This window comes from Bradyrhizobium sp. LMG 9283 (assembly GCF_045571415.1).
Classification (GTDB): Bacteria; Pseudomonadota; Alphaproteobacteria; order Rhizobiales; family Xanthobacteraceae; genus Bradyrhizobium.
Genome location: NZ_CP120691.1, coordinates 2,270,329 through 2,290,323 on the forward strand (window position 1 = coordinate 2,270,329; position 19,995 = coordinate 2,290,323).

20 protein-coding genes and 4 pseudogenes are annotated in these 19,995 nt (G+C 59.0%); 12 read left to right on the forward strand and 12 right to left on the reverse strand.

The features are described from left to right. Positions 1-105: 105 nt before the first annotated feature. Positions 106-2,367, reverse strand: coding sequence for a DUF2235 domain-containing protein (locus P6U29_RS10545; protein ID WP_407117526.1), 2,262 nt, complete (start codon positions 2,365-2,367; stop codon positions 106-108). 275 nt (positions 2,368-2,642) lie between these two features. On the opposite strand from P6U29_RS10545, the pseudogene P6U29_RS10550 reads away from it, so the two are divergent. The 6 genes and pseudogenes from P6U29_RS10550 to P6U29_RS10575 form a co-directional block, all read left to right on the forward strand. Next, positions 2,643-2,799: pseudogene (locus P6U29_RS10550) on the forward strand (Sir2 family NAD-dependent protein deacetylase); the annotation flags it as partial. A 686-nt stretch (positions 2,800-3,485) separates the two neighbouring features. Further along, positions 3,486-4,187, forward strand: coding sequence for a hypothetical protein (locus tag P6U29_RS10555; RefSeq protein WP_407117527.1), 702 nt, complete (start codon positions 3,486-3,488; stop codon positions 4,185-4,187). A 342-nt stretch (positions 4,188-4,529) separates the two neighbouring features. Further along, the gene (locus P6U29_RS10560) at positions 4,530-5,210 is read left to right on the forward strand and encodes a hypothetical protein (RefSeq protein ID WP_407117528.1); all 681 of its coding nucleotides are present in this window, start codon (positions 4,530-4,532) and stop codon (positions 5,208-5,210) included. Beyond that, positions 5,203-5,940 carry an RES family NAD+ phosphorylase gene (locus P6U29_RS10565; protein ID WP_407117529.1) on the forward strand — a complete coding sequence of 246 codons (738 nt, stop codon included), beginning with the start codon at positions 5,203-5,205 and terminating at the stop codon, positions 5,938-5,940. The genes P6U29_RS10560 and P6U29_RS10565 overlap by 8 nt, the downstream gene beginning before the upstream one ends. 449 nt (positions 5,941-6,389) lie before the next feature. Next, positions 6,390-6,701 (forward strand): type II toxin-antitoxin system HigB family toxin, encoded by a 312-nt coding sequence (locus P6U29_RS10570; protein WP_130370874.1) that lies wholly within the window; start codon positions 6,390-6,392, stop codon positions 6,699-6,701. After that, positions 6,701-7,075: a type II toxin-antitoxin system HigA family antitoxin gene (locus P6U29_RS10575; RefSeq protein WP_407117530.1), complete on the forward strand. Its 375-nt coding sequence runs from the start codon at positions 6,701-6,703 to the stop codon at positions 7,073-7,075. The genes P6U29_RS10570 and P6U29_RS10575 overlap by 1 nt, the downstream gene beginning before the upstream one ends. 131 nt (positions 7,076-7,206) lie before the next feature. Here P6U29_RS10575 and P6U29_RS10580 read toward each other — a convergent pair whose 3' ends face one another. The 3 genes from P6U29_RS10580 to P6U29_RS10590 all read right to left on the reverse strand — a co-directional run bounded on the left by P6U29_RS10580 (position 7,207) and on the right by P6U29_RS10590 (position 8,222). Further along, a complete protein-coding gene (locus tag P6U29_RS10580) occupies positions 7,207-7,656 on the reverse strand; it encodes a hypothetical protein (RefSeq protein WP_407117531.1) in 450 nt (149 codons plus the stop codon). Then, positions 7,656-7,949: a hypothetical protein gene (locus tag P6U29_RS10585; RefSeq protein ID WP_407117532.1), complete on the reverse strand. Its 294-nt coding sequence runs from the start codon at positions 7,947-7,949 to the stop codon at positions 7,656-7,658. The genes P6U29_RS10580 and P6U29_RS10585 overlap by 1 nt, the downstream gene beginning before the upstream one ends. Positions 7,950-8,072: 123 nt before the next feature. Beyond that, positions 8,073-8,222 (reverse strand): hypothetical protein, encoded by a 150-nt coding sequence (locus P6U29_RS10590; protein WP_407117533.1) that lies wholly within the window; start codon positions 8,220-8,222, stop codon positions 8,073-8,075. Positions 8,223-8,416: 194 nt separating this feature from the next. On the opposite strand from P6U29_RS10590, the gene P6U29_RS10595 reads away from it, so the two are divergent. The 4 genes from P6U29_RS10595 (at position 8,417) to P6U29_RS10610 (ending at position 12,036) form a co-directional block, all read left to right on the forward strand. After that, the gene (locus P6U29_RS10595) at positions 8,417-8,998 is read left to right on the forward strand and encodes a nucleotidyltransferase domain-containing protein (protein ID WP_407117534.1); all 582 of its coding nucleotides are present in this window, start codon (positions 8,417-8,419) and stop codon (positions 8,996-8,998) included. Continuing rightward, a complete protein-coding gene (locus P6U29_RS10600; protein WP_407117535.1) occupies positions 8,995-9,402 on the forward strand; it encodes a HEPN domain-containing protein in 408 nt (135 codons plus the stop codon). The genes P6U29_RS10595 and P6U29_RS10600 overlap by 4 nt, the downstream gene beginning before the upstream one ends. A 93-nt stretch (positions 9,403-9,495) precedes the next feature. Further along, positions 9,496-9,816, forward strand: a complete 321-nt coding sequence (locus P6U29_RS10605; protein WP_407117536.1) for a hypothetical protein — start codon at positions 9,496-9,498, stop codon at positions 9,814-9,816. A 2,007-nt stretch (positions 9,817-11,823) separates the two neighbouring features. Further along, a complete protein-coding gene (locus P6U29_RS10610) occupies positions 11,824-12,036 on the forward strand; it encodes a hypothetical protein (RefSeq protein WP_407117537.1) in 213 nt (70 codons plus the stop codon). Positions 12,037-12,314: 278 nt separating this feature from the next. Here P6U29_RS10610 and P6U29_RS10615 read toward each other — a convergent pair. Together P6U29_RS10615 and P6U29_RS10620 are read right to left on the reverse strand one after the other, a co-directional pair. Further along, positions 12,315-13,195 (reverse strand): annotated as a pseudogene (locus P6U29_RS10615) (DUF1259 domain-containing protein). 48 nt (positions 13,196-13,243) lie between these two features. Beyond that, on the reverse strand, positions 13,244-13,474 hold the full coding sequence (locus P6U29_RS10620) for a hypothetical protein (protein WP_407117538.1): 231 nt from the start codon (positions 13,472-13,474) through the stop codon (positions 13,244-13,246). A 533-nt stretch (positions 13,475-14,007) separates the two neighbouring features. Between P6U29_RS10620 and P6U29_RS10625 the strand changes: the two genes are divergently transcribed. Then, positions 14,008-14,265 (forward strand): hypothetical protein, encoded by a 258-nt coding sequence (locus P6U29_RS10625; protein ID WP_407117539.1) that lies wholly within the window; start codon positions 14,008-14,010, stop codon positions 14,263-14,265. A 116-nt stretch (positions 14,266-14,381) separates the two neighbouring features. Here P6U29_RS10625 and P6U29_RS10630 read toward each other — a convergent pair whose 3' ends face one another. Beyond that, positions 14,382-14,810 (reverse strand): hypothetical protein, encoded by a 429-nt coding sequence (locus P6U29_RS10630; RefSeq protein ID WP_407117540.1) that lies wholly within the window; start codon positions 14,808-14,810, stop codon positions 14,382-14,384. 24 nt (positions 14,811-14,834) lie between these two features. Here P6U29_RS10630 and P6U29_RS10635 point away from each other — a divergent pair, with 24 nt between their 5' ends. Beyond that, on the forward strand, positions 14,835-15,209 hold the full coding sequence (locus P6U29_RS10635; protein WP_407117541.1) for a hypothetical protein: 375 nt from the start codon (positions 14,835-14,837) through the stop codon (positions 15,207-15,209). A gap of 537 nt (positions 15,210-15,746) precedes the next feature. Here P6U29_RS10635 and P6U29_RS10640 read toward each other — a convergent pair. The 5 genes and pseudogenes from P6U29_RS10640 to P6U29_RS10660 all read right to left on the reverse strand — a co-directional run bounded on the left by P6U29_RS10640 (position 15,747) and on the right by P6U29_RS10660 (position 19,273). Next, positions 15,747-16,091, reverse strand: a complete 345-nt coding sequence (locus tag P6U29_RS10640; RefSeq protein WP_407117542.1) for an NIPSNAP family protein — start codon at positions 16,089-16,091, stop codon at positions 15,747-15,749. Positions 16,092-16,298: 207 nt separating this feature from the next. After that, positions 16,299-16,790, reverse strand: a pseudogene (locus P6U29_RS10645) (aminotransferase class III-fold pyridoxal phosphate-dependent enzyme); the annotation flags it as partial. A gap of 5 nt (positions 16,791-16,795) precedes the next feature. After that, complete coding sequence (locus tag P6U29_RS10650) at positions 16,796-17,467, reverse strand: HAD family hydrolase (RefSeq protein ID WP_407117543.1); 672 nt, start codon at positions 17,465-17,467, stop codon at positions 16,796-16,798. Between the two features lie 2 nt (positions 17,468-17,469). Next, positions 17,470-17,619: a hypothetical protein gene (locus tag P6U29_RS10655; protein WP_407117544.1), complete on the reverse strand. Its 150-nt coding sequence runs from the start codon at positions 17,617-17,619 to the stop codon at positions 17,470-17,472. Positions 17,620-17,733: 114 nt separating this feature from the next. After that, positions 17,734-19,273: pseudogene (locus P6U29_RS10660) on the reverse strand (ISL3 family transposase). Positions 19,274-19,995 lie beyond the last annotated feature (722 nt).

Genomic DNA, 19,995 nt, shown 5'->3' on the forward strand with positions numbered 1-19,995 from the left:
AGGGTCTACCCTTGAGTGCTGCTTGGTCGGACCAAGTATCCGTTTGGTCCAGCAGACGATTGCGCCATCGGTCGAACAGTTGCGCCTTCGCTGGTTCTGATTGCCTCACAACAATTTCACGGCCACTTTAGCTTTGCCTCCGTTGTTCGGGTAAAACGTGTCGCTGAACCATGGCAGTCCGATCACCGCGTCATTGACGTAGAGAAAAAGCTCACCGCTGCGTGCAGCCTTGAACGTTGCCTTGTACGTCTGCGGTGTCGTGTTCGGAAGCGGGATGGGGTCAAGGAAATACTCGTCCACGCCGGTCTCACCGACCCGCGCGATGATGCGGTACCAGGGTCTGAACAGGATGCGGCGGAGGAAAATGGCGCTGCGAAACTTCCATCGGTTGGCAAGCTCGACGGTGGAGGTCCGGAAGCCGACGGGTGTGGTGGGCCGCTCGGCGTCGGCCCAGGGCTCGGTAACCGCAATCCTGATCTCATACGAGCGACCGGAAAAGACTTTCAGGCCTGTTGGCGCACAGATCGCCGACGTCGCAAAGTCTGCGCCGTCCTGGTCAATGCCCTTATTGACCGGGATAAGCCTGGCCTCTGGGGTGCCCTTGCAGAATGCCCCTATCGAATCCGCGACGTTGAACAGGAAATGGCTCGCGACCGTCGCGCCGACCCAAACCATCGCTATGACCAAGAGAAGAGGCAAGACGTGCCGCTTCGCGGCGCGGATGACAAACTGATAGAGCGGGTGGGTCCTGAACGCATAAATGGCGTCGTGCATGAAACCAGAGAGCGGCACCGGCGCCGCCCGGTCCCGCCAGAGCAGGCGCATCCGGTCCTTGATTTTGGCGCTAAGGCTGCCGCCAAGAACCATCAGGATGATGACGGCGGCGATGCCGCCTGCGAACCATTCAGGGTTCGCGGCGTACCAGTTCGTCCACCAGTGAAATGATTTAGGCAGGAACGACTCGATGAACCGCACGAGTTCGGAGACCATCCGGATCGGCGACTCGAACTCGTGCTCCTTGATGCGGTCATGGAAGAGCCAGAACGCCGCAAGATGCAGCGTGGCGGCCAGGGTGGCGAAATACGCCAGCCGACGCATCCAGACGAAATTCCAGAGCTTTTCCTGTGCCGCAAAACGGGCGGTCGCGCCCGCTGGCGTTTCGAACGTCGTCGGCCCGAGCGGCGTGAGCTTGCCGTTGCGGGAAACCACGAGGTATTCCGGTGGCACGCCGATCGGAGCATAGGCGTTGCAGCCGCTGTCGATCCGGTCGAATACGCTTTCGTGGATCTTCGGCAACTTGACGCTGACGCCGACATACGGGGCGTTGCACAGGTCGGAGACCTTCCGCGGGCCATAGCGATAGTAGGAGCCGAGGCCGGAACGCGAGTCGTAGAGGCGGCCGTCCTTGTCCTGCGCTGAATTGATCAGCTTGATGGAGTCGGGCTCCGCGAACGGTGCCTCCTTGAACACGAGACCACGCTTGATGGCCTCGTCGACCAGCCAGGACAGCGGGACGAACGATACGGCATCGTCGGGATAACCTCCGCCCACGTTGGCGTGCATGCCGACAAACCAGACCTGGACCAGACGCTCGTCGTCGATGGTGGTGGGGATCGCCGGCTTGGATTCGCCTTCCTCGGTCCAGAGCACGGGATGGAAGGTCGTCCGCTCATCGTCGAGCGCAAGCGCGTGCCTTGCGCATTTGACGCGTTGGCTCAAGACCCGGTTCGGAAGCTCAAGGGGCCAGATCCAGTTGCTGATGCCGCGCGTCATCTCATCCATGGGCAGGCCGTAGGCCGCGACCGTGTCCCACACGCCGATGAACTCTAGGGATGGGACGTCCTTGCGGACGATTTTGGCGTAGGGTTTGTTGCCTCGCACAAGGTCCAGCACCGGCACCAGGACGTAGTCGCGCAAGGCGCGGAAGAGCACCTCGATCCGCAAGATCGAGTGATAGCCCTTTGCCCGGTAGGCTCTGTAGGCCTTGACCGCCCCGTTGTGCAGCTCTGCTTCGGTATCAGCGACAACCAAGCCCTGCTGAAGAATGAGCGCGCCGAGGACGCGCACAGTGAACGCGCCACGACTGAAGCCGAAGAGGTAGATCTTCGAGTGGTTCTGGTGATCGTAGTTGCGGCAGATGAATTTGTAAGCGTCGAGGATGTTGCGCTTGAGGCCGTATCCGAATGCGCCGCCCAACACAGCGAGCGGCACAAAAGACGAGGTACCCACGCCATCGTCGTATTTCGCGGCCTGGCTGTTACCTTGCAGGTCGAGCGCCTGGAACATCCGCCAGACGTTCGTGCGCCAGACGCTTGAGGCAGCATTACCGGTACCGTCAGACAGGATAATAATCTTGGGGCTGGCCATGCGAGGGCCTTCCTGAAAAGAAATCGATGAATGCAGTGAGCGTAACAGGTGCCGGGAAGATTTCAACCTGTGATAGTCTTTCCACCAAATTCTGAGACCGTGACCGAAGGCCGCGACAAATGGCCCGGTGCACGAAGCGCGTAGAGCCCGGTGATGAGAACGCGGAATGGCGATCCATGCTTTAGGGTTTGCGCTCCGTGACATCGGCTGGGCGGACGGGCAAGCGCTGTAGCGTGCTCCAGATCGACTCCGGGTGCCGTAGATCGGCTGACCTCTTCGGACAAGCGCAACTCAATGACGCCCATCACGCTCTGGCTCGACTGGACGCCGACGGACAGCCGCAGCCGGATGCTGCCAACTCAAAATATCGATCGCCTGCACCAGGCGGGCGGGAGCAGGGAGGTCATTGACTTCCACGGTCGGCTCGATCTGGCCTGCGCGACCGCCCGACGCAGCGCCGATCCAAGTCGTGTTCCTCGGCAGAAACGTTCTACGGGACAAAGTAGCGCTTTGCCGAATCCTGGAGCAGGCCGACACGATGCGGGTCGGGCTTCCAGGTTACCCAAGCCCGCTGCGCGGCTGGGTATCGCAGTCAACCTTGGACGTGTCCTAGGCCCGCGATCCCCAAGCTGCTTGCTGCCCGACAGGCCGCCAGTTCAATCTCTGGAGCCAGGCTCAGAATAGGGCGCACCAAACTCAAAATAGATCGAACGCCAGAGGTATTTCGGGAAGGCCGACTTGAGCTCAGGCGCGCCGGTCATGTCTATCGGGTCGAATTTGCATCGAGCCGTCACTCGATTGACCGCAGCAGACTCGAACCCAGCCGGGATGACTCACATTTAATCCAAGTCGACACCCCATGTCGCTCGCTCGCTCAAGCGGGTCTGAGCGCGGGAAAGGGCAGGGATCTCAGACGACGCTTTCCGCTTCCATCGGAGGCTGACATTACGTCTCCATCGAAGTCGCTGGGTCCCCGAGAGATAGGCCCGATTGCGGGATTGGGACCTCATGGAAGTGCCGATTCTGGTTCCTGGTAAGCTCCGGCGAGTCCTCCTGATGAACCTGATGAACTTGACGAGATTGATAATCTACCCCATTTTAGCGGAGGAGGTCCCAGCATGGCGCAATCAAAGAAAGTGCATCGACTGGCAGCCGCGAAGAAGAAGCGCGGCAAGAAGCTGCCGCGCGCCGCGACAGGCAAGTACGTAACCGTGAAGGAAGTACAGTCCCCATCGGAAGGCCTTTCGGCGCTTGCCAGGAAGGGGGCGATCGACAAGATCTTGAAAGGCTACATCGCGGTCGTGAAGAAAGCCAAGAAGGCGGGACGCCCTCTCGACTACACTGTACGCGTCTCGCCTAATGGTGGCGCGAAACTTGTCGCTGAACCTGTCGCCGCTCCGGTCGCGGAGAGTGACGCGCTGGAATCGGCCCTGGCGGCGGCAAGAGAGCGGGGGCAGGTCAAGGTCGCCGAGATTTTGAAGGGCGATGACATGCTGACGGCGAGCGATTTTGGTTCGCTCATTGGCGCGTCGCACGAGACAGTCAACGTCAAACGCGGCCGGGGCGAAGTCCTCGGACTGCAGGGCGCGACCCGCGCGGTGAGATATCCCCGCTGGCAGGTGACGGACGCCGGCTTGCCGCTGCCCGGTTTGTCCAAGCTGTTTGAGATACTGGGCAGAGATCCGTGGTCCGTCTATCGGTTCCTGCGGACCGATCACGCGGAGCTCGGCGGACGGACCGCCCTGGATGCCTTGAAGGCAGGCCAACAGGAAGCCGTTACGGTTGTAGCCCAAAACCAGATGAACGGCGTCTTCTCTTGAGGATCACCACTACGGCACGTCTGCAACCCGAGATCATTTCCTATCGAGTTAGATTCGCGTAAGGAGCGTGAATGGCGCAGCGGCGGATCTCCGCGGGATCGAGATGAAGCACCTCGCCGCCAAAAAGCGCGGCAATCGGAACCTTGTTCTGGAAAAAGCGATCTAGATCGCTTTTTCCAAGGTTTGCCCAGCTTGTGAGCTCAATGCGGCCCACCGAGGTTCGAAGCGGCTTAGACGCCTTTAGGTCGTTCTAAACAAGCCTTTTAAGAATAGATTGCGAGGGCGCTTGATGATTTAGGTTATTGCATTATATAGGTAATCGATATCACCTGGAATGAAGCCATGACGGCCGCAGAAAAAGCTCTTGAGCGCTCGGGTGTCGGAACCGTTACCGGAACGCCCGACGAAGTTCGAAAAAAACTTGCCCACCTGCCGGTGGACCAGGTTGTTGCTTTGACATTGCAGCATAGCAACAAAGCGCTTGCGCACGCGCTCCTAGATGCGGTTGCCGGCCTAGCCGCGCTGATCCCTGGCATCATCGAGCGCCGTCACGAGGCGAAATACCAGTCGATCATCGAGGCGATAGTGCCCGATGTACCCATGCCTCAACACAAGCTGATTGAGGCCCGGATGACAGCCGAAGCCCGCAAGGGGGTGCTGGAGACCGGCGAATGGATGACGGCGGCGGAGGTCGCGGAGATGGCGGGGTTTAGTTCGAGTAATCCCAGCGCTCAACCAAACAAATGGAAAAAGGATGGGCAGATCTTCGCCGTGCGTCATCACGGCGTAGACTATTTTCCGGGCTATGCTTTCGGTCCATCGACGGATTATCGGCCGGCGAAAGACCTGGCACGAGTGCTGAAGGTCTTCCGTGGAAAGAAGGATGATTGGGGACTCGCCTATTGGTTTGCGTCGGTCAACAGCTTCCTTGGTGGCAAGCGGCCGCAGGATTTGCTGATTAGCAAGCCCGAACGCGTTGTCGCGGCGGCCGAGGACGAGGTAGCCGGCGTGCTCCATGGCTAGGAAGAAGTCCGGTGTACACCGCCCGACCGCCAAGCCAAAGGCCGCCAAGCCGCCACCACGCCCGCCTACGGTATCCCCGCCACTGGCCGTACCTGCTCCGCCCGCCGACCTGGCCAATCTAGTGAACACAACGACTTGGCCAAAAGGCCAGGTCATTCATCGAATTCACCCAAGTATCTATGGCAGCAACCAATTCAATCCAGGTCCGTATGGCAATGCCCGGTTCAGTCCGATCAAAGCTTCGGACGGTTCGAACATTCCAACCCTTTATGGCGGCACGACCTTCGATTGCGCAGCCATGGAAACCGCCTTTCATGACGTGCCGTTTGTCGCCGGACTAAAAACGTTCGACAAGCAAAAGCTGGCCGGTCACGTCTATTCGCAAGTCACGCCGCAACGAGACCTAGAGCTCGTCGATCTTAGCGTGACTGCGCTCAAACGGCTCGGGATTCAACGCCGTCAGCTGATTGATACTGAAAAGGACGAGTATCCGAACACTCGAAGCTGGGCCGAAGCTATTCACGCTGCTCGCCCGCACGCCGACGGACTTTGCTGGGTGTCCCGCCAAGATGATCGCTCTTTGGCGATCGTGGTCTTCGGCGATCGCGTGGCCACGGCGGATCTGTCGCCCGTGGGCACTCCGCAAGACCTGCTGACTATCGACTCCCTGTACACAGATCTCGTTGTTCTCGCAGATAGGATCGGCGTCAAACTTGTCGACGGAAAGTAGGCGCGTTGTGATCCAGAGTGACTCCGATGGTAGCGTAATTGCGGCCTATCGACTCCGAGTGAACCAGCATTGACTCTGATCGAAGCCGAAACTGGCGCCTGAAATCCCTGCCCTTTTGGGCACGCCGATTCCGGTTGCGCGAGAAACGACAATTGTTGTCGTTTTCGGTTCAATTTGAGTCGTTTAGGTTCAATCGGAGTCTGGACCTGCCGATCCGTTGGATGAAGTTTGGGCGGCTAAGCTGTCGCAGTTTTCGGTTTTCAGGCCGCCAGCTAACCTCGTCCTGCGACGGCGGGCTGGCTGCTAGAGCGGGCCCGCGGTGGCGCCCGAAGGTCCAATCTCTTCTTCCTACAGGATGGCCCGTAGCTCGCGTTCGGCTGCGCGACAAAAATTCCCAAAAATGGAATTGTCCTCTTCCATTTTTGGGAACTCATGGGTAGTATCCTTTCATGCTGGTGATTGGCACGGACATTGTGGAGCGCTATTTTGCCGAGCGCTCCGGTCATCGGGGCATCGATGCGGCGCGCGCTCAATACAGGGCATGGCTTGCGATTGCGGAGAGTTCGGACTGGCGGACGCCGCAACAGGTGAAGCGATCGCATCCCAAGGCGAGCATCCTGAAAGGCGGACGTGTGGTGTTCAACATCAAGGCCAATGACTACCGCCTGATCGCCATAGTTCAATATCGTGATGGTGTGTTGATGATCCGCTTCTTCGGCAGTCATGAAGACTATGACAAGGTCAACGCAGAGACGGTGTGATGAAGGCAACATTGATAATTGTCCAGAACCAGGCCGATCATGAGGCGGCCAAGGCGCTTGTCGGCAAGCTGATGCAATCGAACGAGGCTGCCGATCGAGCCCGCATGGTCGCGCAGGCTCGCCTTATCGAGGCGTATGAACGCGCGCGCTGGCCGCGCAAAGCGCCGCCGTTGCCCGATTTGTTGGCCTATTTGGTGGAGCAACATGGTTTGACGCGCGCTGATCTTGTGCCGCTTCTGGGCACTGCGAGTCGGGTTAGTGAGGTCATGTCCGGCAAGCGCGAATTGAGCATGACGATGGTGAAGCGTCTGCGCGAGCGTTTCAATATTCCGGCGGATTTGCTGATTTCAGCGAGTGGAAGTGTTGCTGCTTAGGTCGATCGGTACCGCGACGGTCTGAGTTGAATTTGCCGGAAAGGAGCAGACTCGGATGGAACCAAGTTCTGCCCAACCGACTCGGGTGGAGCCAGAATGGACTCCGAAGGGCCATAATCCGTAAACTGAAACTACTGCGCTTTTTCGCTCCGAAACGACAATTGCTGTCGTTTCGCGTTCGATCTGAGTCTTTTTTGCTTTAATCGGAGTCTGACCGACCGCAGTGCTTTTACCACAGGCGCGGAATTGGAGAATAGGCCTAGGCCCTTCTCGGGCATGCACCCATCGATCAACGTCCGGCGAGCTCCACGCCTGCTGAAGCGCATCGGCTGGCGCGAATTGAGTCCGCAGTTACGCGTGCTTCTCTGATCTCTAGGCACACCGGTAAATAGGCGCTTCGCCCTCTCAAATTGCGCCCGTTCGAACGGTCCGTCAGGGTCAGGCAGTGGCAGCCGGGCTTCTCTCGACAGCACGTAGACGTCGGCGACGTTGTAGGTGGCCCCCATCTCGTCGGCCGCCCGCTCTGCCGATATCTCGCCATGCGAGTAGCGGCGGAGGATGGAAGTCAACCGGTCGTCCATCAGATGCTCCTCTGGATCAGTGTTGCTTCGGCCTGCGGGTTGGACCGAGTGTCGATCTCGGCGATCCTAGTCCACGTAGCCTCCGCGTCCGCGAGCAGCCCGCGCTCCTGCGAGAGTCGCAGGAAGTACCGGCTGGTCATTACCACGACGTCCTCGGGAAGACCCTCCCGCCGCAGCATGTTCGGGATCTTGCCGTTCTCGTAGATGATGAGCGCCGGGCCGCCTTGGTGCACGATGTTGTCGGCGAGCCAGTCGACGATGGCTCGCTCTTCCGAGTTGCGCGGCGGCCGCACCCCGGTCTTGATCGCGAGCTCGTAGACCGGACCGAGATCGGTGTCGGCAAGCGAAAGACGCGATCCGCGGTTTGCCTCGATCCAGGCCGATATCTCCGGTGCGAACGGTTTGCTCTGGTCGAGCTAAGTCTCGAGCCGCACGATGTCCGCGAGCACGACATGCCCGTACTCGAACAACAGGTCGAGCTGACCGACCGCCGCTAGGTGGATCAGGGGCGACGGGTCGGCCATCACCACGGTCGGCCGCAGGTCTGAAAACGGCATCGCGCTCATCGAACCATCTCCACTCACCAAATCTCGGCTCCCGGCGACCAACGCGCAAGGTCTACCGGACCGCCCCGGCCCCAGCCGCTGCCCCTGCCACGGGGTCGCACGGCGGGGTCCAACGGGCGTCTAAAACTGGCTGAGAAAGTCCCCTATACGCGGCTGCGGTGCTTCAGCAAGCTCTGCCCGCCAGCATGGCTAAGTTGGCCCTCCAACTCGCGGTCGCGAAGAGCTTGAAGGAGCAATTTATCCGTATTACATTGGAGGGCATAACGTATTACGGAAACCCAATGGCCCTATCAGTCCAGTCCATACGAGCGAAACCGGAGCATCGGGAAATCCTTCAAAAAGTCGCTGCTTTGCTACGGCAAGAAGAAGGCGGGATGGAGCTGCGTCGGTTCCTGGAAAACCCGCGGGCGAGGCCGGTGGGTCCCTTCCGCGATGAGGAAGCGGCAATCGCTTTCCTTCGCGACCGCTTGGTTGCTGACCTGCGCCCACTGTCCCTATGGTTCTTCGGCAGCCGCGCGCGGGGCGAAGCCAGGCCCGCCAGCGATTTCGATTTGTTGGTTGTCCTGCCGGATGGACTGCCGGAGGAGTCATACTCGCACTTCGCCGTTGCAGCCCCGGTAGTCGCATGCGGATTGGCTTGCGACATCGTGCCCTGCTCGTGGTCCAATTTCGCAAAAGACAGGGACGATCCCACCTCACTGGTGCACGCCGCCGTGACGCAGGGGCGAGAAATCTACCGTGCTCGCGAGCAACGCCGCGGCAGGTCGAAGACATGAGCGACAGGGCCGAAAGCTTTATTGCCCTTGCGCGCCGCGACCTCGAACTCGCCAGGCTGGTCTCCACTAGGGATCCTGGAAATGCCGCGTTTCATTTGCAACAGGCGGCGGAAAAGCTTGCAAAAGCAGTGCTCGACGTTGAAGGCATCCCATCTGGGGTAACTCACCAGATCGGTGCCCTCGCGGCACTGCTGCCCGCCGATCACGTCCTCCGCCCTGACCTGGCGGCGTTCGACCGGTTCAGTGCGTACGCCACTTCGACCCGTTATCCTCTGCCTGGCGGCGGATTGCCACGTCTTCCCACCAAGGATTTTCTTGCCGTAGGGATCAGGGAAGTCGCGAGCTTGGTGGATGAAATCGATGACTATCGCCGGGAGCGAAGAACGGGCGCAAAGCCAAGGTGAGACCTAACGAAGAACGAGGCGGGCCGCTCACGCCTTCCCACACAAAATATTCCGAATAGGTTGTTTTTCGAGCCTGCTATATTTCAATTGACCATGGCCACCAAACCTATCCAATTAACCGACGCCGCCTTCCTGATGTTGCGGAAGGCAATGGGTCATGCGGACTCCGAAATCGGTTTGTGGGTCAGTGCCGCCGATATCGTGCCCGCCGCCGAGCTTATCGAGGCGGGCTATGCCACTGTCCGTGACGTGGATGAGAGACCGGCATTACATGCGACCCCCAGCGGCGTCGAGTACATCAAGATGATTGACGCCCTGACCAAGCCAGATGTGGACGGCATGCAAGACGGTTTCGGAGAGAAATCGGTAAAAATGAAGGGCTGCGTCGATCCGACCTTGAAGCTCGGGTTCTGATTTCGGTGGAGGCGCGGCGTTGCCTGTCGGGCAAGAACTCGATCTCTGCGCGTAGCGCGCTGAGCGCAGCCTCCCCCGCCTGACTGCCTCGTCGCGAAAGACCGATGGCCTAAGCACTCCAAACGAGGCGTAATCGCAGTCGACTGACTCCGATCGAACCAGCATCGACTCCGATGGAAGCGGAAATCGCCGCCTGAACGGCCTACCCTTTTCCGCGCGCAGACTCCGATGGAGCGAGAGATGACAAATCTGTCGTTTCTTGTTCGATCTGTCCCAAGACCGCACAGATTTTTCCGACCACGATCCATTCTGAATTGTGGCTCGGCATTTGATCGTCATCACCGCGTAACACCCTTGTACGACCGTCTTTACGGACGAGCAGGAATCGATCTGCTCGGTTGGCGGTGAACGCGCGATCGATCAAAAGGTAATGACGGACTTTTACGTCAGGACCAGCGGTTACAATGGCTCCCGTGGCTGGCGCACACCCGAAGGTGGTGCTCAGGAAACCGACTGGAAAGCCGAACTCACGCCCTGGGAGGCCGGGCGGCGTCTTTCCTTCTGTCTTGGCTTTGAAGAGTTCGATTGGGGAAATCTCGGGAACGGTCTCGAACGAAACCTCACGTTTCGTGCGGGGCTTTGGATAGTCCAGCGAAGAAAGCTCAACGGGAGAGCATCAAGAGCTTGCCTCAGACCGACAAAGACGTCTGCAACGGTGGCTTTCCAGCCGAGAGTGCAGCGAGAGCAAGGATTCGAGTTGGGCATCGGCCGCGGCCGGCAATCCCGACGGACCTTCTCCCGTCATCAGCCAATTCGCGCTGCAACCGAACGCCATGGCGTAAAGGCGTGCAACGTCGGCCGACAGGACATTCTGCCCGACCTCGTGTGCGGACAATGTACTCCTCTTGAGCTTCAGTGCATTGGCGGCAATGCTGACCGACGTAAAGCCTGCAACGCGGCGTGCGACTCGCAAGCGCCGGCTTACCTCCTGTGCATCCTTTTTCGCTCGGTTGCCCTCACGCTCGACTCGAGCCCGGAAGCGAGCCTCCCGGACCGGATCGGTCGCCGGGCCTTCGCCGCAACCACTCCGCAACCAGTCGAGATCCACACCGAACGCCGTGGCGTAGACCTCCTCCCAACTGGTATCGATGTAGCGGTTGCCGGTCTCGTGCGCCCGATAGGTTGGTTCGCTCCAGCCGTGAGCGAGTGCCGCGGCCTTGGCGGACTTGAATCCAGCGGAACGGCGCGCGGCGTGAAGTCGGTTGGCCTTTTTTGGGTCGGCCGCGTAGGGCCATCTTGCAACCGCGCCTTCTGCCTATCGGATTTGCTGACCCCACGACGACGCCGTGGGGTCCGCTGTTGTCACGCTTAGCAGGGCCGGCTGAAATACACATCCTAATGTGCATTCCGCCGCCTCCACTCTTGCTGGTCGGTCCGTCTCGACCGGCTTTGCGTCCTGGATTTTTCGGCGTCCCGGAGTGCTTCATGACACCTCCGGCGTGGAAACCACCCGGAAATTTCCGGGTGGTTTCCGTCTAACTGTTTCTAAGAACGTCATTTTCTTTCTCCCTGCCGATATTCGCAGTAGCCATTCCGAAATTAATCCGGATTCTCGCGCGAGTGACTATGGTCTTCAAGTCATCAGGGAGCGCCTTAGCAATATCATCCTGTCCCCAAAATTGCTTTGCGTACCAAGGGCTTTGCAGCGCGGTGTAGAACCATGGAAAATTCGCTCCATCCAAGTGACTTCCGACTAACCTGTACGTCGAATAGCCGCTCGCATGCATAGCAGCCCAGATAGAGTTCCAACTATTGGAATACTAATGAACGACGCTTTTGAGAGTTCTGCCCACATCACCTTGCCTCACGATCATCAAACGATGAACCATGTCGTCCTAAGCCGCCTTTGAGCTAGAGAGGACATTCCGAACGTTTGACATTCCTAGCAGCGCAAGTCCTAATTGCGCATGTAACTCTCGTCTAAGGTGCAACCCAAGAGTGGCATCCGTGAGCCTGCCGATCAACAAAGGACTCGATCTCACGCCTTTACAGTGGACTGCCGCGGCTGCCGGATTTTTCGTGTCGGGCGGTGCGGCTCGAATACTTGTCCTTGAAGGCTATCTCCCACGCAATTGGGCCGTGATCTTGGTCATCATTGGGTTCGGTGTGCCGCCCGCTATAATCGGATGGATGAAAACGCGAAAGCGCGACGTGCCGTAGCTGACCTGCCGCGCCGCGCGTTTGTCATAGACTGGCATGTCCATCGCTCAATATTTTTTCTCGGGATCAACCCCGAAGACCTTGTATCGAAGCTCCAGCTGCCGGCGATATCTTTGCTGCCGGCCATCAGGGTCTCGCTTGGGGTCGATCTCGTCATCCCACGGAAGCAGATAGGCCTTCTGCAAGGTGCACGGCTTCGACCTGAAGATATTCTATTGAGCTACCCGCCCGCTCCCGAAAGGGGGGCGGGCTTGTTTGGGTGGCACGGTGTCGATACGTCAGCTTTTCGTGCTTGCCGTTTTGTCGAGCGCGGCGCGCAAGCCGTTAGCGAGCTTGATGGCGTCGTCGTTCGTCCAGAAATGCATGAAGAAGAGACGCGGCTGTTCATTCAGCATGTGGCTGTGCAATGCCGTCACCTCGATGCCGTGCGTCCGCAGCGCTGCGATAACCGGATTCACCTCGCCACTGGTCAGGACGAAATCACCCGTGACAGCCGCCTTTCCGCCCCCGGTCGGCTGGAAGTTGATGGCGGTCGCGACGCCCATCGCGCCGACCGGCGTCAGCAGCATGCCGTCTTCCGAGATGGCATCGCGCCGTTTCACGTTGAATTGGTAGACGCCGCCGTTGGCCTGGCCATTGACGCCGACGATCTGATCGAGCTTGGCGGTATCGAGGTCGATTGCAGGGGGCGGACTGGCCGGCGCGGCAGCCGTCATTGGCGTTTTGCTCTCGCCCGCATCGTGGATGGCAGACGCCAGCTTGACGGGATCGCCGTTTCCGGCGACGTGCATGTAGAAGGTCGCCGGGCTTGCTCGCAAGAGATGGTTGTGCACGGCGGTGATCTCGAGGCCGCTCGCAATCATCTTCGCCATTACGGGATTGACCTCGGTCTCCAAGAGCACGAGGTCGCCCATGACCATCGCGCCGCCATGGGCTTGAATACGACCCAGCCGCCAAGCGCCAGCGCTGGCTTGATCGTGACTCCGTCCAAAGTCACGGTGAGATCGGTGCGTGGAAAGCCGTAGCGATGGACATCGTCCGCAAGGGCTGGTTTGCGGCCCAGCGTCTCGTCGACCTTTTGCCAATCAATGCCCTGCGCGTGAGCGCTCGCGAAGAGGCAGGCACCGATGCCGATCAGCGCGGAGATAAATTTTTGCATGGATCAGTTCCCTTGAGCATGTGTTGCGAGATCCCGGGCCTCGGCGTTTCATTTCTGCTCTTTAACCTGGCCGCTGCTGTCGATGAGGAGCCGCACGTCCGTGCCGTTCTTCGCGGCCCTAGCCGTCGTGCCTTCAGCGGTCGACTTGATGTCCCGGATTTGCGAGTAGCCGGCAGCCTGGAGACGGGCGACCAGTTCCTCCTGGGTCAGAGCGTGCGCGGCCGGCAGCAGCCCGCTCGCAATCGCCATGACGGTGGACAAGATGATCCGTGTTCCCATGATCGTTCTCCTTGGTATGACCCTGCTTCAGGTGAAGCCTCGATGTGCACGCCAGAGCGCGGCGGCACCAGCTCCGCTAACAATCGGAGGTTACTGGAAGGATGGTGCGGTTGGCGGGGACATGCTGCGCCCTTGGTGATCAGGACGCGATTCTTGGGCATGTCGCCTCTCGGGAGATCGCACATCCCCGTGTCCGAAATAAAGAACCTAGCTCGACGAGCTGTCAACCTGCGTATGATTGGCGACAAAGTAATCGGCGAGCGAGGAGCGTCACAACGAGTTCATCATCCGAATGGAACTCAGGGGAAAGCGGGGAGGAGCCGAACTGACGGAGGCAGAAGAGGGCCGAACTAGCGGCGTTTGTCGCCTGGCAATTCACCCGCCGGCCCTGCCCAGGCCAACAGGCTTTCCTGCTTTTTCCGCGAGTGACTTCACTGTCATCGATACAGGTTGGCGTAAGGTTTGAGTGATACGCCCATTGGGCCCGCAAGCATAGCGGCACGTTAGACTAGATCGCAGAGGGAGTTGATCCGATGGTGGTCTATGTCTGGGTCGTTGGTGCAGTGGTCTTTGCTGGACTTGAGCTTTATCTCGGAACACACGCCCTAAAAAACTTGGCTCCCGGTGTCGAACGGAAAGATGTAACGTTCTCCCGCAAATTTGCAGGACAGGTGGATAAGACGCTGTTCAACAATGAAGGGCAAAAATACCGCGCCTGGATGATGAGGGTCGAAATGGTTTTCGTCTTTTGGATCTTTCCGATTGGACTATTCGCAATCTCATTGAAATAACGAAAGCCTTCTTCCGGGCCGTAGCCGACCTTAGCTCAGAGTGCCGCGAGGTCTGGTTTCGGGAGGCAAGCTGATCGCGCAAGCCGCGCTGCCCGAGGCAGTCTTTGACCCACCCGTCACTGGGAATTGTCATGAGGGCTGAGGAACTGCGGCAACGGAGGGGTGGTCATGTTGATCGGGTTAGTCCGCGATCGAAACTTGTGAAAAGCATCCAGTCGAAGCTCGGGCTCTCTTGGAGTAACTATGACGTACCGGAACCAACCGCGGGATTTCTTGATCCTGCACATCTGTCGAACACCATTGCTTAGATCAAGTTGCGCCGGTCGTCGGTCAAAAATCGATGCAACTTCCATTTCGAGGATTTGGGAATACGGGATGGTCATCAATTTGAAAGCGGCGAACAGTATCCCTAAATGGGTGTCGCCGATCGCATAGTGCAGATAGTAACTGTCCTGCAATTCATGAAATCTACGTTCTTGCTGGGCCAACAGTTGTTGCTCATCGGCCCGCCGTGCCAGCTTTGCTAACTGATCCTCCCTAGTCATCCCTTTCTCCCGGGGAATCTTCAGATGTTTCGTATTCTAATAGGCGTGATAACCGCATTTTTGGTAATCGGCATTTCGTTCGCGTCATTTTATCTGAGTATCGAAATTGCGAAAAGACAGGTGGCGGTCTGGAGAAGGGGATCGACTTACATGTTTGTTCGTTCGAACGGCATGGGGGGTGTTCAGCGACGAGCGCGTGAAGTCTGGATCAAGCAGCTCGGATACGACGAGCCCGAAGCATCCATGATCTCAACATATCAGTCCCGCGCAGGGCTGTCAGCCTTTGTGGGGTGCGGGCTGTTATTCTTGGTTATGGCAGCCGTACTTCAACATTTCGATCCCGCCTGCACCGGTGGTGGTGCCCGAGGAGAAAAACCCGCGACGACCACTGGCCGCTAGTGTTGGGGCCCTCATCTTGGCGCCCACACCAAAAGTCCTCCGAAGAACCAAGGAAGAAACAAGACTTCGATCACGATGGCGCAGCGTCGATATCTTCTGCCTTGTTCGCTGTAGGCGGACGGGTCGCGCCAAAGGGCGGGGCGGCGCCCCTCGAGGCGCCAATCTGAATAGCCCTTGAATTGAGCCAATCCGGGCGCCAGATTTCGGCGCATCTGCCGGATGAACCAAGCGTCCGCAACGCCTAGACCCATTGTGCCCAGCGGCCAAATTAAAGCGATCGCGTTCGAGGCTAACGACATCGCAACTTCGTCTCTGTTAAGCGATTCTGCTTAGCACACCGATGGAGTGATGTCGCCTTGTGGCCCGTAAGCGAAGGTGGAGGCGATGTTCAGCACGACCGTAGTCGGGGCCAGACCGGACATCGCGCGCTGGCAGCCAAACCGACGCTTCTGACCCGGAGCCGAACAATGTGCCAGCCGTCGAGGCGTCCAGCATTGAGGGGGAGATCTCACAGGCGAACTGTTGTGTTCAGGATGCTCACAAGAGGCTCCGCCCCTTGGCATGCGAATAGTCTGTCGGCACAAGCAAGCGGTCCTCAATCTGTCCAACCATCGGCCCGTGCTCGGCATGGGTCGCCCGCTTGATTTCCGACCATTCGGTGTCGGCCATGAAGGCTGACCATGCGGCGGTCTTTGCGGCCTCATTTGGCCATTCCAACAGATAGGCAAATTCGGTCCTGTTGCCGAACCTTGTTTCCCACATTGCCACGATGTGAAAACCGTATCTGGTTTGCATGATGCGTACGGCATGGTCGCGGAAGCGGGCGTGGAACGCTACCTTGTTATCTTCGAAGATTTCATAGATGCGCAGCTGTTGGATCATAGCCGTCTCCGTTTCGATCCGAGTTTCTGATCGGAACAAATTCCTGTCAACGGCTTGCAACCTAGATTGTTGAAGTGCCGCCGCTCCGCCACCTTTGGCGTCCCGGATCTGGCCCTTCCCCGAAGTGGGACGTCGCTCCACGAGTCCGGTTATTAAGACATGGCGGACAAGATTTGCTCAGCTTGAACTCTTCGCATTTTGATCCAAGTTGCCATTAACGGACGCCGCGCCGAAATGGGTCCCGTGATAGCCCTTCTTCAGCGCCAAGAACTTGCTACGTTCCGGTTGGCCCTTGATTTTCCAATATTGTCTGCTGAGGCGAAGTGCGGTCTCCACCGAATCCGAGCCGCCCGATGTGAAGAATGCGCGCGCCATACCGTCTGGCTTGAACCATTCCACTAGTTCGTAAGCGAGCTCGATCGACGGGCCCGTCGAGGTGCCGCGGAAACCCGAATAGTAGGGAAGGACGTCGAGCTGTTCTCGAATAGCCCTTTTGATCGGATCGCAGCTGTACCCGAGGTTCACGTTCCACAAACCTCCTACCGCATCAAGGACCTCGTTCCCGTCGATGTCGGTGACATAGGCGCCTTCGCCCTTCATAATAATGCGTGGTGGGCGCTCCCGCATCTCCGCGGGATGAGCCATTGGATGCCAGATTGACCTCGCGTTGTTCTCGATCAGGAAATTTCTGTCATGCATATGTTTCACGGCTCCGGCGGACTGGACTTCAGGCCGAAATGACGCAAAGCTTCTTCAAAAGAGCTTGAGGGGTCGCGAACATCGAACTGCACGGTGCGCATCCTGCAGCCTGCAGCCCCCGCGATGTTCCGATGTTGGTCATCAACGAAGACGCATTCTTCGGCGTCCAACTGTAGTTCGCCAAGCACCATCTGGTAAGCGCGGGGATCAGGCTTCAGGATCTTGGTGTAGGTCGCATCGACGATCGTATCGAAGTACTGCAGGATCGGGAGTTGCCGCCTAAGGCTCGTTCCGTAGAACAGATCGAGTTCGTTGGAGAGAATCGCGAGTTTGCATCCGGACTGATGTGCCAATCGAATGGCCCGGTCTGCCTCAGGTCGAACGATGCTGGAAGGGTCTACGCTGCGTGCTCGCCGTACGAGAGTCTCCATGTCCAGCCAATCTTCGCCGAGAAGACGTCCGACCTCTCGACTCCGCGTAAGCCAGTATTGCCGCTCCGAAATCTCGCCACGCTGCATTGAAACCCATAACGGGTCGGTGTGAGGAGCAAAGGGGCCCAGCCATTTCAATGTGCAAGGAGCCAGCCCGAGCGCCCGCTCGGTCGCGTCGTGCGTTTCAAAAAGGGTCTTTGAGATGACCCCGCCGAAATCCAGCACGAGCGCTTTGGGACCCGACATTCTCAAGCAGCCGCGTTGGTTCGGCCGGCAGGCACAATGCCAGCTTCAACCCAACGATCGAAGATCTGCAGCACGCGCTCGATAAAGGCGGCGCTGTTGATGTGCGCCTTGATTTCATGAAGTTCGACAGGTGGGGTAATGGCAGAACGCATTTTCGTTGACGAAGGCAGCGAGGCCGTCGGGATCGTACAAAGCTTCTCCTTCGCGATCCCATGCCTGGATGCCTTCCGCAGGTAGAACCAAGGCAACGGGCGCCTTGGCATCGCCTATTCTGCGCCGATTAGTCTGGCCTGAAGCAAATCGATTTTTCCGCGCCCGTACATTTGACGTCTGACGAGCTTAAGGCGCGTGATCTGACCTTCAGTCTGCCCGTTGGACCAGGGCAGCGTAATTGCTGCCCGGACAGCCACCTCGTCTTTCGCGACGCCGCTGGCGAACGAGGCCACGATACTGGCCCGGGCGCGTTCGATCCATGGGGTGAGTGCCTCCTCAGCCTTGCGCCGGATCATCAAGTGGAAGTCGGCGATGATCTCGCGCGCCTCGACGAGGGTGGGTACGCCGGCTTCAATCGCCGCGACCGTGACGGTCTCTGCTTTCGAGAGCAGGTCCCGTCCGACCGTCATAAGGCGTGCGATCGTTCTGGCCGACTGGGCGTCGGTCTTTTCAGCCCGTCGTCTGCGGGTCGCCCACTCGCTTACGACGCGGAGCGAGCCCCTGAAGCCACGCGCCGTTAAGCGTCGCCAGAGTTCGGCACCATTTCGGCAGCCGGAGGCCCATTGATCATCAAGCCATGGCAGATGCAGGTCCAGCGAACTCTGCCGGGTTCGGAAGACATCGTTGCGTTCGCCGCGGACCACCTGCCGTACCAGCTTCCTGCTATGGCCAGTCTGGCGCACGATCTGCTTGATGGGCATGCCATTCTTCGACAGGGCGAGGATGGCCGCATTGGTGTCCTCGCGGCGCAGATAGCCTTCATACTGGAGGCGCTCCGCGGCTGTCAGCAGCTCAGGATTGATCGTTGTGGCACCGATGACGCTGCGTATCTGGCGCATCGATTTGCGGACAGCGTCGAGAAAGGCCCGGCTGGCATTCTCCATCAGATGCCAGCGATCTGCGACCTGCACCGCCTGCGGCAAAGCCCTGGCCGCCGCTTCGCCATACCCTCCGCCACGATCACGGGCGACAACCCCAATAGTCGGATGAGCGGCAAACCAGGCCTGTGCGGTCGCGGGCTCACGATCCGGCAGGAGCGTGACAACCCGGCGTCTCTCCAGATTGCAGATGATGCTGGCGTAGCGATGGTTGCGCCGCCAGGCCCAGTCATCAATGCCAACGATGGCGAGCCGATCTGCCGGCGGGCGGCTACGGCGCCTGACCACCCGCAGCAGCGTGTCGTTGCTCACTGGCAGCATCAGCCGCTTCGCAAAGCCAGCGGCCGGTCGTCCGCCGAGCGCTAGACCGAGGTGGTGGAACGATGCAGTCGAGCCGCGTCGTCCGTCGCGCCGATGGAGCCAATAGCCCGTCGGCGAAACGCTCAGTGAAGATCTGGCGTCCGCACAGGACGGCGTCGCAACGGAAGCGCCGGGCGATCACCAGGAGCTCCACGACCCGCCCGGACAGCGGCAGATCGGTCACGCGCCGTCGATACCGACTATGGATACGCCGCGATACTGTCCCGCACGATGGACACAGGCCAACACTTCCGGACGACCGGACCGTAATGACGGCCTTATCACCCTCGTAGCACGCACTCTCTACAACAAACCCACGCGGCACCAGACTGGAGCGGTGGAGTGCTTGCTGCATGGCGCTGATTCTCCCCCAATCAATGCGCCAAACATCACTCGAACTGCATCAAAAGTGAGTCAGAGCCAAATTTGAACGCCGATTGACACCGTGTTCTCGCCTATATCGTACGGGATTCTTACAGCAGGAGCGCTGGTCGTACATCAAGACAGAAGGCAGGTCATCGTCCAGGGAAGCGCCTCTGATGACCGGGGAAAAGAACTAGCGACGGCGGCGGGAGTGTTCATGTCGTCCACGATCTTGTTTGGACGACGTTGCCAAGGCAACCAAGAGGCTGGACTGGAGCGTTCGAAGACAGGCGGCGATAGGCGATGTACGACGTCTATTTGAAGGGGAGAGCGGATCTGCTGGTGGTTGCGGCCGGAACAGCGTTACCGCCGCCAGCTGCGCCGGCCTTCGGGCGCAAGAATCGAACGGTTCGCAAAGTTTAGTATGGCCAAAGCACCACCGGCAGCCCACCGCGACCGTCCTTCAGCCTCCGCCACCTCGACCGACGCGGAGCCTGCGCGGCGTCAAGCTGGTCGTTTCCGATGCCCACGAGGGCATCAAGGCAACTGTAGCCAAGCAATATTGGCAGGAAGCTGCGGCCTTACCGAGGCTTGCGTCTCTCAGGCGATTTCAGCTACAGCGGATGTTGCCCTGCTCTTGGGCACTGCGGACATGAGAGGCCCTTAGATCCCATGGCCCGTTTAACTGTAAGAACAATAGCGGATGGCGTCTCC

What these genes read in the sequence shown, in the direction of transcription:
- P6U29_RS10545 (WP_407117526.1), bottom strand. Translation starts at nt 2,367, where the DNA reads ATGGCCAGCCCCAAGATTATTATCCTGTCTGACGGTACCGGTAATGCT.
- P6U29_RS10555 (WP_407117527.1), top strand. Translation starts at nt 3,486, where the DNA reads ATGGCGCAATCAAAGAAAGTGCATCGACTGGCAGCCGCGAAGAAGAAG.
- P6U29_RS10560 (WP_407117528.1), top strand. Translation starts at nt 4,530, where the DNA reads ATGACGGCCGCAGAAAAAGCTCTTGAGCGCTCGGGTGTCGGAACCGTT.
- P6U29_RS10565 (WP_407117529.1), top strand. Translation starts at nt 5,203, where the DNA reads ATGGCTAGGAAGAAGTCCGGTGTACACCGCCCGACCGCCAAGCCAAAG.
- P6U29_RS10570 (WP_130370874.1), top strand. Translation starts at nt 6,390, where the DNA reads ATGCTGGTGATTGGCACGGACATTGTGGAGCGCTATTTTGCCGAGCGC.
- P6U29_RS10575 (WP_407117530.1), top strand. Translation starts at nt 6,701, where the DNA reads ATGAAGGCAACATTGATAATTGTCCAGAACCAGGCCGATCATGAGGCG.
- P6U29_RS10580 (WP_407117531.1), bottom strand. Translation starts at nt 7,656, where the DNA reads ATGGACGACCGGTTGACTTCCATCCTCCGCCGCTACTCGCATGGCGAG.
- P6U29_RS10590 (WP_407117533.1), bottom strand. Translation starts at nt 8,222, where the DNA reads ATGAGCGCGATGCCGTTTTCAGACCTGCGGCCGACCGTGGTGATGGCC.
- P6U29_RS10600 (WP_407117535.1), top strand. Translation starts at nt 8,995, where the DNA reads ATGAGCGACAGGGCCGAAAGCTTTATTGCCCTTGCGCGCCGCGACCTC.
- P6U29_RS10605 (WP_407117536.1), top strand. Translation starts at nt 9,496, where the DNA reads ATGGCCACCAAACCTATCCAATTAACCGACGCCGCCTTCCTGATGTTG.
- P6U29_RS10620 (WP_407117538.1), bottom strand. Translation starts at nt 13,474, where the DNA reads ATGGGAACACGGATCATCTTGTCCACCGTCATGGCGATTGCGAGCGGG.
- P6U29_RS10625 (WP_407117539.1), top strand. Translation starts at nt 14,008, where the DNA reads ATGGTGGTCTATGTCTGGGTCGTTGGTGCAGTGGTCTTTGCTGGACTT.
- P6U29_RS10630 (WP_407117540.1), bottom strand. Translation starts at nt 14,810, where the DNA reads ATGACTAGGGAGGATCAGTTAGCAAAGCTGGCACGGCGGGCCGATGAG.
- P6U29_RS10635 (WP_407117541.1), top strand. Translation starts at nt 14,835, where the DNA reads ATGTTTCGTATTCTAATAGGCGTGATAACCGCATTTTTGGTAATCGGC.
- P6U29_RS10640 (WP_407117542.1), bottom strand. Translation starts at nt 16,091, where the DNA reads ATGATCCAACAGCTGCGCATCTATGAAATCTTCGAAGATAACAAGGTA.
- P6U29_RS10650 (WP_407117543.1), bottom strand. Translation starts at nt 17,467, where the DNA reads ATGTCGGGTCCCAAAGCGCTCGTGCTGGATTTCGGCGGGGTCATCTCA.
- P6U29_RS10655 (WP_407117544.1), bottom strand. Translation starts at nt 17,619, where the DNA reads ATGCGTTCTGCCATTACCCCACCTGTCGAACTTCATGAAATCAAGGCG.